Annotated in this window: 16 protein-coding genes; 8 read left to right on the top strand and 8 right to left on the bottom strand. The window is 55.0% G+C overall.

What is annotated here, in order from left to right; genetic code table 11:
- The first annotated feature begins 1 nt into the window (after position 1).
- The 6 genes from dnaE (at position 2) to OK412_RS14145 (ending at position 8907) form a co-directional block, all read left to right on the top strand.
- Positions 2-3484: a DNA polymerase III subunit alpha gene (gene dnaE, locus OK412_RS14170; RefSeq protein WP_010671865.1), complete on the top strand. Its 3483-nt coding sequence runs from the start codon at positions 2-4 to the stop codon at positions 3482-3484.
- Between the two features lie 12 nt (positions 3485-3496).
- The gene (accA, locus tag OK412_RS14165) at positions 3497-4453 is read left to right on the top strand and encodes an acetyl-CoA carboxylase carboxyl transferase subunit alpha (RefSeq protein WP_010254150.1); all 957 of its coding nucleotides are present in this window, start codon (positions 3497-3499) and stop codon (positions 4451-4453) included.
- Between the two features lie 169 nt (positions 4454-4622).
- The gene (locus OK412_RS14160) at positions 4623-6773 is read left to right on the top strand and encodes a lysine decarboxylase LdcC (RefSeq protein WP_033756642.1); all 2151 of its coding nucleotides are present in this window, start codon (positions 4623-4625) and stop codon (positions 6771-6773) included.
- Between the two features lie 64 nt (positions 6774-6837).
- The gene (locus tag OK412_RS14155; protein WP_010671867.1) at positions 6838-7227 is read left to right on the top strand and encodes a VOC family protein; all 390 of its coding nucleotides are present in this window, start codon (positions 6838-6840) and stop codon (positions 7225-7227) included.
- 52 nt (positions 7228-7279) lie between these two features.
- On the top strand, positions 7280-8599 hold the full coding sequence (gene tilS, locus OK412_RS14150) for a tRNA lysidine(34) synthetase TilS (protein ID WP_187492794.1): 1320 nt from the start codon (positions 7280-7282) through the stop codon (positions 8597-8599).
- Positions 8599-8907 carry a c-type cytochrome gene (locus tag OK412_RS14145; protein WP_010254164.1) on the top strand — a complete coding sequence of 103 codons (309 nt, stop codon included), beginning with the start codon at positions 8599-8601 and terminating at the stop codon, positions 8905-8907. Before tilS ends, OK412_RS14145 begins: the two co-directional genes overlap by 1 nt.
- A 40-nt stretch (positions 8908-8947) precedes the next feature.
- On the opposite strand, the gene rof is transcribed toward OK412_RS14145, so the two are convergent.
- Positions 8948-9208, bottom strand: coding sequence for a Rho-binding antiterminator (gene rof, locus OK412_RS14140; protein ID WP_010254167.1), 261 nt, complete (start codon positions 9206-9208; stop codon positions 8948-8950).
- Positions 9195-9395, bottom strand: coding sequence for a YaeP family protein (locus tag OK412_RS14135; protein WP_010254172.1), 201 nt, complete (start codon positions 9393-9395; stop codon positions 9195-9197). The genes rof and OK412_RS14135 overlap by 14 nt, the downstream gene beginning before the upstream one ends.
- A gap of 217 nt (positions 9396-9612) precedes the next feature.
- Between OK412_RS14135 and arfB the strand changes: the two genes are divergently transcribed.
- Positions 9613-10023, top strand: a complete 411-nt coding sequence (gene arfB, locus OK412_RS14130; RefSeq protein ID WP_010254175.1) for an alternative ribosome rescue aminoacyl-tRNA hydrolase ArfB — start codon at positions 9613-9615, stop codon at positions 10021-10023.
- Positions 10024-10255: 232 nt separating this feature from the next.
- Here the strand turns inward: arfB and proS are convergent, their stop codons facing one another.
- The 6 genes from proS to metN all read right to left on the bottom strand — a co-directional run bounded on the left by proS (position 10256) and on the right by metN (position 15819).
- Positions 10256-11974, bottom strand: a complete 1719-nt coding sequence (gene proS, locus OK412_RS14125; RefSeq protein WP_022625458.1) for a proline--tRNA ligase — start codon at positions 11972-11974, stop codon at positions 10256-10258.
- A gap of 89 nt (positions 11975-12063) precedes the next feature.
- Positions 12064-12768, bottom strand: a complete 705-nt coding sequence (gene tsaA, locus OK412_RS14120) for a tRNA (N6-threonylcarbamoyladenosine(37)-N6)-methyltransferase TrmO (RefSeq protein WP_052271755.1) — start codon at positions 12766-12768, stop codon at positions 12064-12066.
- Positions 12765-13163, bottom strand: coding sequence for an Rcs stress response system protein RcsF (rcsF, locus tag OK412_RS14115; RefSeq protein WP_010254182.1), 399 nt, complete (start codon positions 13161-13163; stop codon positions 12765-12767). The genes tsaA and rcsF overlap by 4 nt, the downstream gene beginning before the upstream one ends.
- A 128-nt stretch (positions 13164-13291) precedes the next feature.
- The gene (locus OK412_RS14110; protein ID WP_010254184.1) at positions 13292-14107 is read right to left on the bottom strand and encodes a MetQ/NlpA family lipoprotein; all 816 of its coding nucleotides are present in this window, start codon (positions 14105-14107) and stop codon (positions 13292-13294) included.
- A 34-nt stretch (positions 14108-14141) separates the two neighbouring features.
- Positions 14142-14795, bottom strand: a complete 654-nt coding sequence (locus OK412_RS14105; protein ID WP_003852613.1) for a methionine ABC transporter permease MetI — start codon at positions 14793-14795, stop codon at positions 14142-14144.
- Positions 14788-15819, bottom strand: coding sequence for a methionine ABC transporter ATP-binding protein MetN (gene metN / locus OK412_RS14100; protein ID WP_010254188.1), 1032 nt, complete (start codon positions 15817-15819; stop codon positions 14788-14790). The genes OK412_RS14105 and metN overlap by 8 nt, the downstream gene beginning before the upstream one ends.
- A 189-nt stretch (positions 15820-16008) precedes the next feature.
- Here metN and gmhB point away from each other — a divergent pair, with 189 nt between their 5' ends.
- A complete protein-coding gene (gmhB, locus tag OK412_RS14095; protein WP_163639955.1) occupies positions 16009-16569 on the top strand; it encodes a D-glycero-beta-D-manno-heptose 1,7-bisphosphate 7-phosphatase in 561 nt (186 codons plus the stop codon).
- Positions 16570-16737 lie beyond the last annotated feature (168 nt).

Here is a 16737-nt window from a genome sequence, read left to right as displayed (position 1 = left end):
TATGGCTGAACCCCGTTTTATACATCTGCGTGTCCACAGTGACTATTCGATGGTTGATGGCCTGGCGAAAACCGGGCCGTTAATCAAGAAGGCGGCTGCCCTTGGCATGCCGGCTATCGCGATTACCGACTTCACTAACCTCTGTGGCCTGGTGAAATTCTACGGTGGCGCGCACAGCGCAGGGATAAAGCCGGTCATTGGTGCCGATTTCAACGTTGCCAGTGAGCTGATGGGGGATGAACTGACACAGCTTACCGTGCTGGCGTCCAGTAATACCGGATATCAGAACCTGACGCTGCTGATCTCCCGTGCCTATCAGCGTGGGTATGGCGTGGACGGACCGATCATCGACCGCGACTGGCTGATTGAATTGCAGGAAGGATTAATCCTGCTGTCGGGCGGACGGCGCGGCGATGTGGGTCGCAGCCTGCTGCGCGGCAACAATGCCCTGGTTTCGCAATGCCTGTCGTTTTACCAGCAACATTTCCCCGATCGCTACTACCTGGAGCTGATTCGTACCGGCCGTCAGGACGAAGAGAGCTATCTGCATGCGGCAGTTGAACTGGCGATTGCAGAGGGAATACCGGTCGTTGCCACCAATGAAGTCTGCTTTATCAATGCAGAAGATTTCGATGCGCACGAAATTCGCGTTGCCATTCATGATGGCTATACGCTGGATGATCCCAAGCGTCCGCGTAACTACAGTCCTCAGCAATATATGCGCAGCGAAGAGGAGATGTGCGAGCTCTTCTCGGACATCCCGGAAGCGCTGGAAAACAGCGTAGAGATTGCTAAGCGTTGTAACGTCACGGTCCGGCTGGGCGAATACTTCCTGCCGCAGTTCCCGACCGGTGACATGACCACCGAAGATTATCTGGTGGTGAAATCCCGTGAGGGTCTGGAAGAGCGTCTCGAGTTCCTGTTCCCGGACGAAGCCGAACGCCTTGAGAAACGCCCGGAATATGATGAACGTCTGGAGATTGAACTCAACGTTATTAACCAGATGGGTTTCCCCGGCTACTTCCTGATCGTAATGGAGTTCATCCAGTGGTCGAAGGACAACGGCGTGCCGGTCGGGCCGGGGCGTGGTTCCGGTGCCGGTTCGCTGGTGGCCTATGCGCTGAAAATCACCGATATCGATCCGCTGGAATTTGACCTGCTGTTCGAACGCTTCCTGAACCCGGAACGCGTCTCGATGCCCGATTTCGACGTCGACTTCTGCATGGAGAAGCGCGATCAGGTGATCGAACACGTTGCAGATATGTACGGACGTGAAGCGGTTTCCCAGATTATTACCTTCGGCACCATGGCGGCGAAAGCGGTCATTCGCGATGTGGGCCGCGTGCTGGGACATCCTTACGGCTTCGTTGACCGCATTTCAAAACTGATCCCGCCCGATCCCGGCATGACGCTGGAAAAAGCTTTTATTGCTGAACCGCAGCTTCCCGCCATGTATGACGCGGACGAAGAGGTTAAAGCGCTGATCGACATGGCGCGCAAGCTGGAAGGGGTCACGCGTAACGCCGGTAAACATGCGGGCGGCGTGGTCATTGCGCCAACGAAGATCACCGATTTTGCGCCGCTCTATTGTGATGAGCATGGGCAGTTCCCGGTAACTCAGTTCGATAAAAATGATGTGGAATATGCCGGCCTGGTGAAGTTCGACTTCCTGGGTCTGCGTACGCTGACCATCATCGACTGGGCGCTGAAGATGATCAACCCGCGCCGGGAAAAGCAGGGGCTGGAGCCGATCGATATCGCCTCTATCCCGCTGGACGATAAGAAAAGCTTCGATATGCTGCAGCGCTCGGAAACCACTGCGGTGTTCCAGCTTGAATCGCGCGGCATGAAAGATCTGATTAAGCGTCTGAAGCCCGACTGCTTCGAAGATATGATCGCACTGGTGGCGCTGTTCCGTCCTGGCCCACTGCAGTCCGGCATGGTGGATAACTTCATTGACCGTAAGCATGGCCGTGAAGCGATCTCCTATCCCGACATTCAGTGGCAGCATGAAAGCCTGAAACCGGTGCTGGAACCGACCTACGGCATCATCCTCTATCAGGAACAGGTGATGCAGATCGCCCAGGTTCTCTCCGGTTACACGCTGGGCGGTGCGGATATGCTGCGTCGCGCCATGGGTAAAAAGAAACCCGAGGAGATGGCCAAACAGCGTTCTGTATTCCGCGACGGTGCCGAAAGCATGGGCATCGACGGGGAACTGTCGATGAAGATCTTCGATCTGGTAGAAAAATTTGCAGGTTATGGCTTTAACAAGTCACACTCTGCGGCCTACGCACTCGTCTCCTACCAGACGTTGTGGCTGAAGGCGCACTATCCGGCTGAGTTTATGGCTGCGGTCATGACCGCCGATATGGATAACACCGAGAAAGTGGTTGGCCTGGTCGATGAGTGCTGGCGGATGGGACTGAAAGTCCTGCCGCCTGATATCAACTCCGGTCTCTATCAGTTCCATGTTAATGACGCGGGCGAGATCGTTTACGGCATTGGCGCGATTAAAGGCGTCGGTGAAGGTCCGATCGAAGCGATCATCGACGCCCGTAACGAAGGCGGTTATTTCCGCGAGTTGTTTGATCTCTGCGCCCGTACCGACACCAAAAAGATCAACCGTCGGGTAATGGAAAAATTGATCATGTCCGGGGCCTTTGATCGCCTTGGACCGCATCGCGCTGCGCTGATGAGTTCACTCAGTGACGCGTTAAAAGCGGCCGATCAGCACGCGAAAGCGGAAGCGATTGGCCAGGCTGATATGTTTGGCGTACTGGCGGAAGAGCCGGAGCAGGTTGAGAAATCGTACGCCAGCGTCACGCCGTGGCCTGAGCAGGTGCAGCTGGATGGCGAACGGGAAACGCTGGGGCTTTACCTTACCGGCCACCCGATTAATCAGTACCTGAAAGAAATTGAGCGTTATGTTGGCGGGGTGCGGCTGAAAGATATGCATCCTACCGATCGGGGTAAAATTACCGTGGCGGCCGGTCTGGTGATCGCGGCACGGGTAATGGTCACCAAACGCGGCAACCGAATTGGTATCTGTACTCTGGACGATCGCTCCGGTCGTCTTGAGGTGATGTTATTTACCGATGCGTTAGATAAATACCAGCAGTTGCTGGAGAAAGACCGAATTCTGATCGTCAGCGGACAGGTCAGCTTTGATGACTTCAGTGGTGGCCTTAAAATGACCGCTCGTGAAGTCATGGACATCGACGAAGCTCGCGAAAAATACGCGCGCGGACTTGCTATCTCGCTGACGGACAGGCAAATTGATGACCAGCTATTAAACCGACTCCGTCAGTCTCTGGAACCTCATCGATCAGGGACTATTCCGGTGCATCTCTACTATCAGAGAGCCGACGCGCGAGCGAAGCTGCGCTTTGGTGCAGCGTGGCGAATTTCGCCCAGCGATCGTTTACTTAACGATCTGCGCTCGTTGATTGGATCGGAGCAGGTGGAACTGGAGTTTGACTAGAACAGGAACATTATGAGTCTTAATTACCTGGATTTTGAACAGCCAATTGCAGAACTGGAAGCGAAGATCGATTCGCTGACCTCAATTGGTCGTCAGGATGATAAACACGTTAATCTGGATGAAGAAGTTCAGCGTCTGCGTGAGAAAAGCGTTGAGCTGACCCGTAAAATCTTCGCCGATTTGGGCGCATGGCAAATCGCTCAGCTGGCGCGTCATCCTTTGCGTCCTTACACCTTTGACTACGTGCGCAACGCCTTCGACGATTTCGATGAGCTGGCGGGCGACCGTGCTTATGCCGATGACAAAGCGATTGTGGGCGGGATTGCACGTCTTGATGGACGTCCGGTGATGATCATCGGGCACCAGAAAGGCCGTGAAACCAAAGAGAAAATTCGCCGTAACTTCGGCATGCCAGCACCGGAAGGCTATCGCAAAGCGCTGCGCCTGATGGAGATGGCTGAGCGTTTCAAAATGCCAATCATCACCTTCATCGACACACCGGGTGCCTATCCGGGTGTGGGCGCGGAAGAGCGTGGGCAGTCTGAAGCGATTGCCCGCAACCTGCGTGAAATGTCTGGCCTGAAAGTGCCGGTGATCTGTACGGTCATCGGTGAGGGCGGTTCAGGTGGTGCGCTGGCGATTGGCGTGGGCGACAAAGTGAATATGCTGCAGTACAGCACCTATTCAGTGATCTCGCCGGAAGGCTGTGCATCTATTCTGTGGAAAAGCGCTGACAAAGCGCCGCTGGCTGCTGAAGCGATGGGCATTACCGCTCACCGTCTGAAAGAGCTGAAGCTGATTGACTCGGTGATCCCTGAGCCACTGGGTGGCGCGCATCGCCGTCCGGTTGATATGGCGCAGTCATTGAAGCAGCAGCTGCTGGCCGATCTGGCCGATCTCGATGGATTTAGCACTGAAGAGCTGCTGGATCGTCGTTATCAGCGCCTGATGAGCTACGGCTACGCCTGATTTAGCCCCATCAATAAAAGCGGACTCCGGTCCGCTTTTTTTATGCCGCCGGTTTATCTCCGCACGCTATTCCCCTCTCTTTCAGCGCCATCCGATAGCCGCCTCGCTACACCTTCCGCGGGTTAGCGGTTATGCTTGTCCGGTTCCACAATAATCAGGGAGATGGGCATTGAATATTCTGGCGATCATGGGCGCGCACGGCGTGTTTTATAAAGATGAACCGTTACGCGAACTCGACGCGGCGTTAAATCTGCAAGGCTTCAGGCTGCTTTACCCGAAAAACAGTGACGATCTGCTGAAACTGATCGAGCATAATCCGCGTATCAGCGGCGTCATCTTCGACTGGGACGCGCACAACAGTCCGGAACTCTGCGGTGAGATTAATCAGCTCAACGAATACCTGCCGCTGTACGCCTTTATCAACACCCACTCGCAGATGGATATCAGCGTCAATGAGATGCGCATGCCGCTGCACTTTTTTGAGTACGCGCTGAATGCCGCCGACGATATCGCGCTGCATATCCGGCAATATACCGATGACTATCTCGACCACATTACGCCGCCGCTGACTAAAGCGTTGTTCACCTATGTGAAAGAGGGCAAGTACACCTTCTGCACGCCGGGCCATATGGCGGGTACCGCGTTTCAGAAGAGCCCGGTGGGCTGCCTGTTCTACGATTTCTTCGGGGCCAATACCCTGAAATCGGACATCTCAATTTCCGTTACCGAACTGGGTTCGCTGCTTGATCACACCGGTCCGCACCTTGAAGCGGAGGAGTACATTGCACGCACTTTTGGTGCCGAGCAGAGTTACATGGTGACCAACGGGACCTCAACGTCGAACAAAATTGTCGGCATGTATGCCGCACCGGCGGGCAGCACCGTGCTGATCGATCGCAACTGCCACAAGTCACTGACCCATCTGCTGATGATGAGCGATCTTATCCCCATCTGGCTGAAGCCGACCCGCAATGCGTTGGGTATTCTCGGCGGTATCCCGAAGCAGGAGTTCACCCGCGAGAGTATTTCGCTCAAGGTGGCTGCCACCGACCGTGCCACGTGGCCGGTTCATGCGGTGATCACCAACTCCACCTATGATGGGCTGCTCTACAATACCCAGTACATCAAAGAGACACTGGATGTACCGTCGATTCATTTCGATTCAGCCTGGGTGCCTTACACTAATTTCCATCCGATCTACGCCGGTAAAAGTGGCATGAGTGGCGACCGCATCCCGGGAAAAGTGGTGTATGAGACGCAATCGACCCACAAACTGCTGGCGGCGTTTTCGCAGGCATCAATGATTCACATTAAGGGCGACTACGACGAACAGACGTTTAACGAAGCCTACATGATGCACACCACCACCTCGCCCAATTACGCCATCGTCTCCTCTATTGAAACTGCTGCTGCCATGCTGCGTGGCAATCCCGGTAAACGACTGATCAATCGCTCGGTGGAGCGCGCGCTGCACTTCCGTCGGGAGATCCAGCGCCTGCGCGAAGAGTCTGACAGCTGGTTCTTTGATATCTGGCAGCCGGAAGAAGTTGATGAAGCGCAATGCTGGCCGATCCAGCCCGGCGACGAAGAGTGGCACGGATTTACTCAGGCCGATCGCGATCACATGTACCTGGATCCGATCAAAGTCACCATTCTGACGCCGGGCATGAGCGAACTGGGGAAGATGGCGGAAGAGGGGATCCCGGCGGCGCTGGTGGCGAAGTTTCTGGATGAGCGCGGCATCGTGGTGGAGAAAACCGGTCCCTATAACCTGCTGTTCCTGTTCAGCATCGGTATCGACAAAACCAAAGCGATGAGCGTGCTGCGCGGACTGACCGAGTTCAAACGCGCCTACGATCTTAATCTGCGGGTGAAAAACATGCTGCCGGATCTCTATGCCGAAGATCCTGACTTCTATCGCAATATGCGCATTCAGACACTGGCGCAGGGGATCCATCAGCTGATCCGCCATCACGATCTGCCGCGTCTGATGCTGCAGGCATTTGATGTCCTGCCCGAAATGAAGATGACGCCGCATCAGGCGTTTCAGCAGCAGGTGAAGGGCAACATCGAAACGGTGGATCTCAGCGAGCTGGTCGGGCGGGTGTCGGCCAATATGATTCTGCCTTATCCGCCAGGCGTTCCACTGGTGATGCCAGGCGAGATGATTACTGAGAAGAGCCGCGCGGTGCTCGATTTTCTGCTGATGCTGTGCAGCATTGGACGGCATTATCCGGGCTTCGAAACGGATATTCACGGTGCCAGCCTGACCGAAGAGGGCGAGTATCGCGTCCGCGTGCTGAAAAACGACCTCGCATAAACCTTTAAACGACTATCAGCGGCAGGGTGTCTGCGGACAGCCTGCCCGAATCAGGGAATTGAACATGTTGCAGTTAACCGCTATTCACCACATCGCCATCATCGCCTCTGACTATCAGCGCAGCAAAGCATTCTATTGTGACGTACTGGGTTTCCGTCTGATGGGCGAATATTACCGCGAAGCGCGGGACTCCTGGAAAGGCGACCTGGCCCTACAGGATCGCTATACCATTGAGCTGTTCTCTTTTCCTGAGCCGCCGGCGCGAGTCAGCCATCCCGAGGCGTGTGGCCTGCGTCATCTGGCCTTTACCGTGCCGGATGTTGCCGCTGCCGTCGCGACGCTGGCCGATAAAGGCGTTATCTGCGAGCCGATTCGCATTGATGACCTGACCGGTAAACAATGCACTTTCTTTGCCGATCCGGATGGTTTGCCGCTGGAGCTTTATCAGGCGTAAAATAGCGCGCTCAGCGGGCGACATTCAGTGGCCCGATTTTCTGGATTCTGCCATGTCTTTGCCCGCTTTTGACAACCTTTTGCAACCTGATGCCGCCTTGGTGGTCGCATTCAGCGGTGGACTGGATTCAACCGTGCTGCTGCATCAGCTTCGCGGCTGGCAGCAGCAGCATCCTCAGTTGCGCCTGCGGGCACTGCATGTTCACCATGGGCTTAGCCCGAATGCCGATCGCTGGGCAACCCATTGCCAGACGATTTGCGCGCAGTGGCAGCTGCCCTGTGAAGTGCTCCGCGTTAACGTTGATGGCAGGGAAAACGGCATTGAAGCAGCCGCCCGCACCGCCCGTTATCAGGCGCTGAGTGCGGCACTGCAGCCGGGCGAAGTGTTACTCACTGCGCAGCACCTCGACGATCAGTGCGAAACATTCCTGCTGGCGCTGAAGCGCGGCAGTGGTCCCGCCGGGCTGGCAGCGATGCCCGCTACACGCACGCTGGGTTCACATCAGCTGGTGCGTCCGCTGCTGAATCAGACGCGACAGTCGCTTGAAGCCTATGCCGACGCGCATCAGCTGGCGTGGATTGAAGATGAGAGCAATCAGGATCTTCGCTACGACCGCAACTTTCTGCGTCAGCGGCTGCTGCCTGAGCTTCACCAGCGCTGGCCCCATTTTGCCGAGGCAACGGCCCGTAGTGCGGCGTTATGCAGTGAGCAGGAGCAGTTGCTGGATGAACTGCTCACCGGGCAACTGGCAGAGCTGATCCAGCCTGATGGCAGCCTGCACTTTCCACCCATAATGGCCATGAGTGAGCTGCGTGCTAATGCCTTATTGCGGCGCTGGATCGCCGGACAGGGTGGGGCGATGCCGTCCCGTGAAGCGCTGAAACGCATCCACGACGAAGTGATGGCGAGCCGGGAGGATGCGCAGCCCCGGCTGCGATTCGGTCAGGCTGAACTCCGTCGTTACCGTCAGCAGCTCTACTGGCTGCCGTTGTTCAGTTCACTGCGCGACACCGTGCTGGCATGGCCCGATCTCTGCCAGCCGCTGGCGTTACCGCAGAACCTTGGCACGCTGCGTGCCAGCCAGTCAGAGAGCCTGTTGCGCTATCCTGAGCCGGATGAGCAGGTCAGCGTGCGGTTTCACGCACAGGGTCATGTCCATCTGGTGGGCCGTCGTGGCGGAAGGGAAATGAAAAAACTGTGGCAGGAGTTACAGATACCGCCGTGGCAGCGTGAACGGCTGCCGTTAATTTTTTATAACCAGACGCTGGTCTGCGTTCCGACTCTTTTTGTCACCCGTGATGGCGCGGCCACTGATCAGCAGGGCTGGCAGATAGTCTGGGACGGAGCATGCGGCGCAGGAGAACAACAATAATGAAACAGTGGCTTATTGCCTGTTTAGCGGTCACCGTGTTACCGGCATGGGCAGCGGGTGATGCGCAGCGCGGCGCACAGAAAGCGGGCAGTTGCATGGCCTGTCATGGCGCAGCAGGAAAAGCGGCGGTGCCGCTCTATCCTGACCTGGCCGGGCAGCACGCACCTTATCTGGAACATGCGCTGCAGGCCTATAAAAAGGGCGAACGCAGTGGCGGTCAGGCTGAAGTCATGAAGGCGTTTGTGGCGGGATTGAGTGACAGCGATATGGCGGATTTAGCGGCGTACTACAGTTCGTTGCAGCCCTGAAGTTTAACAGGGCGGAAAGGTCCCGCCCTGAATGCGTAGGTTACTCTGCGCTGACAACCACCGTACCCAACTCGGGATGGGTGAAGCTGGCGATATGGTCGAGACGTAATTCGCGATGTTCACCGGAAAGATCGATAGCCAGATATTCAACGTTCTTACGTGAAAAGATCTCTTTGGCTTTTGCCTTAAGCTGCTCGCCATCTTTCATTTCCAGCGACAGCATCCAGTTGTTCTGGCAGGCGAGTTCCAGATTATCGTAATCATCGCAATTGATAGGTTGGTACGCTTCATTTATCAACATAGTCGCTCACCAATAAGTTAGCAGCGGCGTAGGCCGCCTGTTCCCTGACAGAAGAGTTTAGCTCAGTATTTGCGGCAACATCATTAAGTGCCTTCAATGCGCAGCCAATCGCATCCGGTATGTAACCTAAATCCCCGCTGCCGATTTCGGCATACTTCCGGCGAACTAACTCACAATAATTTTGCACGTGGCCCTCCTCGGCAGAGCGTAAATACTCTGGTTAACTGGCGACTATATCATAGCCATTTAGAGGAAATCAGCCTGCGTAAAGCAGGAACAGTGCGCGAATCACTGCTAAAGTGACAGATTCCGCTGTCTGAGGCGGAATAAATCAGAGCACAAAAGGTTAATTTGATGAACAGGTTATCGGAGGTCAACGTGGTTAAGGTGTGGGGAGCGAGCTTATGATTATGCTATCCCGTTCGGTTGAGATTCCGGAAAGTGAGATCGAGCTGACGGCGATTCGTGCTCAGGGCGCAGGCGGACAACATGTCAATAAAGCCAGCACCGCCATTCATCTGCGCTTCGATATTGCTGCCTCTTCACTGCCCGCGTTTTATAAAGAGCGGCTGCTCACCGCCACTCATCATTTGATTACCGGTGATGGCGTTGTGGTGATCAAGGCGCAGGAGTATCGCAGTCAGGAGATGAATCGTGAAGCGGCGCTGCAACGTCTGGTTAATCTGATCCAGGAGCTGAGTACCGTGGAAAAAGCCCGGCGCGCCACGCGGCCGACCCGCGCCTCAAAAGAGCGCCGTCTGGAAGGAAAAGCCCGCCGAAGTTCAACTAAATCGATGCGCGGCAAGGTACAATAAAAAACGCCCCGCAGGCGGGGCGTTTGAGTACTTACAACGTCAGGGGCGAGCGGCGAAGAGATCGAGCCTGCTCAGGGAACGGGGTCAGATCGGAAAGTCGCTAAAGCCATCCATGGCCGCTCGGCCCGCACCGTCCCTGGCGCGGGACGCTTTCCTCTCCTGACCCGGTTCCCTTCGCGTTGAGCTCATCTGTTGCGGCCAGATTCAGCCCGCTTTGATTAACGCTAAGAACTTACTTATTCAGAGCCTTCAGCAGGAATTCAACAATTTCATCCTGCTTAATCATCTGCTTCTCACCGGCACGACGTGATTTGTACTCAATCTCCTGATTATCGAGATTGCGATCACCAATGACGATGGTGTGTGGCACACCGATCAGTTCCATATCAGCGAACATCACGCCCGGACGCTCTTTACGGTCATCCAGAATAACCTCAACGCCTTTAGCACGCAGGGTGGCATACAGCTCTTCCGCCAGCTCTTTAACCCGGAACGATTTCTGCATATTCATTGGCAGAATCGCAACTTCGAAAGGTGCCAGTGCGGCTGGCCAGATAATGCCGCGGTCGTCATGGTTCTGCTCAATGGCTGCCGCAACAACGCGGGTGATGCCGATGCCGTAGCAGCCCATGCTCATCACCTGATTGCGGCCATCTTCGCCCTGAACAGACGCTTTCAGCGCGTCAGAATACTTGGTGCCGAGCTGGAAAATATGACCGACTTCGATGCCACGCTTAATCTGCAGCGTGCCTTTACCATCCGGGCTTAAATCGCCTTCGACCACGTTACGAATATCCGCAACGCTGGCCAGCGGCAGATCGCGCTCCCAGTTAATGCCGAAGTAGTGCTTACCATCGACGTTGGCACCGGCGCTGAAGTCGCTCATCTTCGCCACGGTACGGTCAGCAATCACAGGCATCTGCAGACCAACCGGGCCGATTGAACCCGGTCCGGCACCCACTGCGGCGCGAATCTCTTCTTCGGTCGCGAACACCAGCGGTGACGCAACGATCTCTGACTTCTCCGCTTTGATCTCATTAAGCTGATGATCGCCGCGTACCAGCAGGGCAACCAGCGCGTGGCCGCTCTCTTCGGCACCTTTAACAATCAGCGTTTTCACTGTTTTTTCAACAGGCACATTGAATTGCTCAACCAGCTCCGCGATGGTTTTTGCGTCTGGCGTCTCGACCAGTTGCATCTCCTGCGACGGCGCTGCGCGCTCACCGGCGGGTGCGACGGCTTCGGCCAGCTCAATATTGGCCGCGTAATCAGAATCGGTAGAGAAGATCACATCATCTTCACCGCTCTGCGCCAGAACCTGGAACTCATGGGAGGCGCTGCCGCCAATCGAGCCGGTGTCGGCCTGCACGGCGCGGAAATCCAGGCCCATACGGCTGAAGATCTGGCTATAGGCGCGGTACATCGCGTCATACGTTTCCTGCAGCGACTCCTGCGAAACGTGGAACGAGTAAGCATCTTTCATGATGAATTCACGTGAACGCATCACGCCAAAGCGCGGACGGACTTCATCACGGAATTTGGTCTGGATTTGATAGAGGTTGAGCGGCAGTTGCTTATAAGAGCTCAGCTCATTGCGGATCAGGTCAGTGACCACCTCTTCATGCGTCGGACCCAGCACGAACGGACGCTCGTGGCGATCTGCAATACGTAACAGTTCCGGGCCATACTCCTCCCAGCGACCGCTCTCCTGCCACAGGTCGGCGGGCTGCACAACCGGCATTAAAATCTCAACCGCGCCCGCGTTGTTCATCTCTTCGCGCACGATGTTTTCGACTTTTTTCAGCACGCGAACCCCGGTCGGTAACCAGGTGTACAAGCCAGAAGCCAGTTTGCGGATCATACCGGCGCGCAGCATCAGCTGGTGGCTGATCACTTCAGCGTCGGAAGGCGTCTCTTTCTGAGTAGAGAGCAGATATTGAGTAGTACGCATTGATTACGGTTCCAGTTGATCGGAAAGTCACAGACAGAATTTTGCTGGCGGCTAGTGTACCAGTGAGATCACCGGCTCAAAAGCGGGTTTTAACGCGGGTCGATGGCGATCACTTCAGTACCGGCATCGTCAATGCGCCAGCGTACATTAAAATCCATCAGCCAGGCCGCATATTCCCGCGCCTGTGTCTCGCCCTGACGGTAAGCGGGACGGGGATCCTGTGCCAGCACTTCACTGATAAAGCGAGCCAGATTGGGATAGCGCGACTGCTGGTGGAGCTGCTGTTGTGCCAGCGCGGAGAAGCGAACCGGCATATCAGCCGCAGGTGCCGCCTGAGCAAAACCCGCCTGGGCATGGGGCAATGCTTCGGCAAAGGGCAGATAAGGTTTGATATCCACCACCGGGGTGCCATCGACCAGATCCAGACTGCCAAGCTGCAGGATCACCTGCTGTTTTTCAATCCTGATACCTTTTAGCTCAACCAGCGACATGCCAATGGGATTGGGACGGAACGTTGAACGTGTCGCAAATACACCTATGCGCGCATTGCCGCCCAGTCGGGGAGGGCGAACCGTGGGACGCCAGCCGCCTTCCATCGTCTGATGGAAGACAAACAGCAGCCAGAGGTGGCTGAACGCTTCCAGTCCACGCACCGCTTCCGGCTGATTGTAAGGTGGCTGCAGGTGCAGTTCGCCGCCGCCATCCTGCACCAGCCCTGGCTGGCGCGGCACGGCAAACTTCTCCTTCCACGGTGAGCGGATTACCCCAATTTGCGCAAAGGCGAATTCACTCATTGATTGCTGACTTTCAGTGCCGAACCCTGACACACCGCCTGACGATAGCAGCCTGGCGTGCCGGTGACGATTTCACACTGATGCAGCAGCACCGCATTGGCTTTCATCTGTGACGCTTTGATCTGCAGGCGTTTACGTGCAGTAGCGATGTTGGCTGGGGAGTTCTGATTACTCATCTGGCAATCTTCAGCGGAGACTTCACCCAGATCGCGGAACGGCTTGCTGACCAGATCGGCGGCATCGGTATAGAGCTTAACCGGTGCCGGTCGTGACACAGGCTTGCGGGTGGGTTCACTGGATTGCTGCGGCCGGGACGGTGCGCTGCTTATCGGGTGATACTCATGAACACACCCTGTCAGCATCAATGCTAACAAGCAGAGCGGTAAAAAACGCATGGCAACATCCTCAGGTTTCAAAAAGTGGCGTTATTGAAACAAGGACAAGAATAAATAACAAGTCGGGCAGGGCACCCAATAACAGAAAGGGCGGCATAGCGCCGCCCTTAAGGAGATGAACAGCTGAATTACCAGCCTTTAACCGCGCCGCCGTTAAAGACTTTGTTAGCGGCATCGTAGACTTCGTCAGACTGGTAAGCCTTGACGAATTTCTTCACGTTTTCCGCATCTTTATTATCTTCGCGCGCCACAATCAGGTTCACGTACGGTGAATCTTTATCTTCGACGAAAATGCCATCTTTGGCTGGCGTCAGGCCAATCTGGCTGGCGTAGGTGGTGTTGATAACCGCCAGCGCGATCTGCTGATCGTCCAGTGAGCGTGGCAGCTGCGGCGCTTCCAGCTCAACAATTTTCAGATGCTTAGGGTTTTCAGTGATATCCAGTGAGGTTGGCAGCAGGCCCACGCCATCTTTCAGCTTGATCAGACCCACTTTCTGCAGCAGCAGCAGCGTACGGCCCAGGTTGGTCGGGTCGTTTGGAATAGCAACCTGAGCGCCATCCTGCAGCTCATCCAGTGACTTAATCTTTTTCGAATAGCCCGCGATTGGGTAGACGAAGGAGTTACCCACTGAAACCAGCTTGTAGCCACGATCTTTGATTTGCTGATCCAGATACGGTTTGTGCTGGAAAGCGTTGACGTCGATATCGCCTTTGCTCAGCGCTTCATTCGGCAGTACGTAATCGTTGAAGGTGACCAGCTCAACGTCCAGACCATATTTCTCTTTGGCAACTTTCTGCGCTGCTTCAGCAACCTGCTGCTCAGCACCGACAATCACACCCACTTTGATGTGGTTAGGGTCTTTCTCTTTTTGATCGCATCCTGCCAGCGCAATCGCGCCAATCAGTGCACCCACAGCGGCAATTTTCTTGAATCTGAAAGACATATCCTTTCCTTCTTAATAATGTGATATTGCTGGCTTATTTATGGGACACCGCATGCACGATGCGGTCGCCACAGAATTGAATGAGATACACCAAAACTACTAACAACACCAATACCGTATTCATCACAGTGGCGTTATATCCGATATAACCATACTGATAACCGATCTGGCCCAGACCACCGGCACCCACCGCGCCACCCATGGCGGAGTAACCAACCAGGGTAATCAGGGTGATGGTCGCAGCATTCACCAGGCCAGGCATCGCTTCCGGCAGCAGAACCTTACGGATGATCTGCATTGGCGTGGCGCCCATAGCTCGTGACGCTTCAATCAGTCCGGTTGGCAGTTCCAGCAAGGCATTTTCAACCATACGTGCGATAAACGGCGCCGCGCCAACGGTCAACGGCACGATGGCCGCCTGCAGTCCGATTGAGGTGCCGACGATTACGCGAGTAAAAGGAATCATCCAGACCAGTAAGATAATGAAAGGAATGGAGCGGAAGATATTCACCAGCGCGGAGAGCACGCGATAAAGTCCCTGATTCTGCAGAATCTGGCCCGGACGGGTGACATAGAGTAAAACGCCGACCGGCAGACCCAGCACAAAACCGAAAAAGCCCGAGACGAAGGTCATCATCAGCGTTTCCCACACGCCCCGTCCCAGCAACCACATCATCGCTTCAGACATAACCTAACACCTCTACTTTCACATGATTCTCCTTCAGCCAGGCTATCGCCTCGCGGGTATCGCTTTCTGTGCCGTGCATTTCGGCCAGCATAATGCCGAACTTCACGCCACCGGCGTAATCCATCTGGGCACTGATAATGTTGTTATTCACGTTGTAACGGCGGGCAGCTTCAGACAGCAGCGGCGCATCAACCGATTTACCGGTGAATTCCAGTCGCAGCAGGGGCACGGTGCCTTCAGCGGCGGTGGCAGAAAGGCGCTGCTGGTAATCATCCGGAATATCCAGATGCAGCGTAGACTGAATAAACTGCTGCGCCAGCGGTGTCTTAGGATGAGAGAAGACCTCACTGACGCTATCTTTCTCAATCAGCTCACCGTGACTGATGACCGCAACCTGATCGCAGATGCGTTTCACTACATCCATTTCATGGGTGATCAGCAGAATCGTCAGCCCAAGCCGGCGGTTAATGTCTTTAAGCAATTCCAGAATAGAGCGGGTCGTCGCGGGATCCAGTGCACTGGTAGCTTCATCACACAACAGAACCTTGGGATTGCTGGCCAGGGCGCGGGCAATCGCGACACGCTGCTTCTGTCCGCCCGACAGATTGGCGGGCCAGGCATCATGCTTGTCTGATAATCCCACCAGTTCCAGCAGCTCAGTTACGCGAGCCGTGATCTGAGCGCGGGAGAGATTACCGAGTTCCAGTGGAAGAGAGACGTTACCCGCGACGGTACGGGAGTTCATCAGATTAAAGTGCTGGAAGATCATGCCGATCTGGCGGCGCGCCTGGGTTAACTGACGTTCGTTGAGTGCGGTTAAATCAGCACCGTCTACCAGTACGCGGCCCGAAGTAGGGCGCTCCAGCAGGTTAACGCAACGAATCAACGTACTTTTACCGGCACCGGAAGCGCCGATAACGCCATAAATCTGTCCGGCAGGCACGTGCAGGCTGACATCCGTTAGCGCCGGAACAGACCGCGTACCTTGCTGAAACACCTTGGTGATATTTTCTAGTTTAATCATTATGTTATTTATTATCGTGTTGCGTTGTCCGTGGTGTGGGAAGCCTCGTCGCTTTTATTCGGTATAAAAGCTGGATGGATGTTAAGGCATCCAGACGTCTAAATCAATGGAAGTGATTCAATCTGACATTCTCCCTTTTATAGCAATCATGCGATACTGATCGGCAATTTTTACAGCAGGAGTTTCTACGTGGCGAATAAAGTCCCCGCTATTTTTCTTGATCGTGATGGCACCCTTAATGTCGACAATGGCTATGTCCATGAGATCGATGACTTCCAGTTTATTGACGGCACGATTGAAGCGCTGCAACAACTTAAGACAATGGGTTTTGCGCTGGTGGTCGTGACCAATCAGTCTGGTATCGCGCGCGGTATGTTTACTGAAGATACCTTTATGCGGCTGACAGAATGGATGGACTGGTCGCTGGCCGATCGCGATGTTGATCTTGATGGCATCTATTTCTGTCCTCACCATCCTGAAGCAACAGTAGCAGAGTTCCGTCAGGCCTGTGACTGCCGCAAGCCTCAGCCAGGTATGCTGCTGACGGCACAGGAAGAACTGAATATTGATATGGCCGCTTCTTATATGGTGGGTGACAAGCTGGAAGACATGCTGGCAGGGCAGGCTGCCGGTGTCGGCATGAAAGTCCTGGTGCGCAGCGGCAAACCGGTCACCGCTGAAGGTGAAGCAGCAGCAGATTGGGTGATTAATAGCCTGGCAGAGCTTCCGGCGCGCATTAAAAAGGGGTAAAACGGCGCTTTTGTGCAAATTTCAGACGAACAGAAAAAAAGTCTCAATTTGCACTTGCGCTATCTGAGCCGTTCCCTATAATGCGCCTCCACTGACACGGCAAACCGGAAACGGAAAACGGGTCAGGAGGCACAGGAGACTGCGCCGCCGGAGAAAAACTTCTGAAAT

Source organism: Pantoea sp. JV6, from assembly GCF_025910055.1.
GTDB lineage: Bacteria > Pseudomonadota > Gammaproteobacteria > Enterobacterales > Enterobacteriaceae > Pantoea > Pantoea agglomerans.
The sequence above is the reverse complement of the archived record's forward strand: the minus strand, read 5'-3'. Positions and strand labels throughout refer to the sequence as shown.

Excerpts from the sequence above, each read along its gene's own strand:
- rcsF (WP_010254182.1), bottom strand. The coding sequence starts at position 13,163 with ATGCGTTTTTTACCGCTCTGCTTGTTAGCATTGATGCTGACAGGGTGT.
- OK412_RS14145 (WP_010254164.1), top strand. The coding sequence starts at position 8,599 with ATGAAACAGTGGCTTATTGCCTGTTTAGCGGTCACCGTGTTACCGGCA.
- proS (WP_022625458.1), bottom strand. The coding sequence starts at position 11,974 with ATGCGTACTACTCAATATCTGCTCTCTACTCAGAAAGAGACGCCTTCC.
- tsaA (WP_052271755.1), bottom strand. The coding sequence starts at position 12,768 with ATGAGTGAATTCGCCTTTGCGCAAATTGGGGTAATCCGCTCACCGTGG.
- metN (WP_010254188.1), bottom strand. The coding sequence starts at position 15,819 with ATGATTAAACTAGAAAATATCACCAAGGTGTTTCAGCAAGGTACGCGG.
- dnaE (WP_010671865.1), top strand. The coding sequence starts at position 2 with ATGGCTGAACCCCGTTTTATACATCTGCGTGTCCACAGTGACTATTCG.
- OK412_RS14110 (WP_010254184.1), bottom strand. The coding sequence starts at position 14,107 with ATGTCTTTCAGATTCAAGAAAATTGCCGCTGTGGGTGCACTGATTGGC.
- rof (WP_010254167.1), bottom strand. The coding sequence starts at position 9,208 with ATGTTGATAAATGAAGCGTACCAACCTATCAATTGCGATGATTACGAT.
- OK412_RS14155 (WP_010671867.1), top strand. The coding sequence starts at position 6,838 with ATGTTGCAGTTAACCGCTATTCACCACATCGCCATCATCGCCTCTGAC.
- arfB (WP_010254175.1), top strand. The coding sequence starts at position 9,613 with ATGATTATGCTATCCCGTTCGGTTGAGATTCCGGAAAGTGAGATCGAG.
- accA (WP_010254150.1), top strand. The coding sequence starts at position 3,497 with ATGAGTCTTAATTACCTGGATTTTGAACAGCCAATTGCAGAACTGGAA.
- tilS (WP_187492794.1), top strand. The coding sequence starts at position 7,280 with ATGTCTTTGCCCGCTTTTGACAACCTTTTGCAACCTGATGCCGCCTTG.
- OK412_RS14105 (WP_003852613.1), bottom strand. The coding sequence starts at position 14,795 with ATGTCTGAAGCGATGATGTGGTTGCTGGGACGGGGCGTGTGGGAAACG.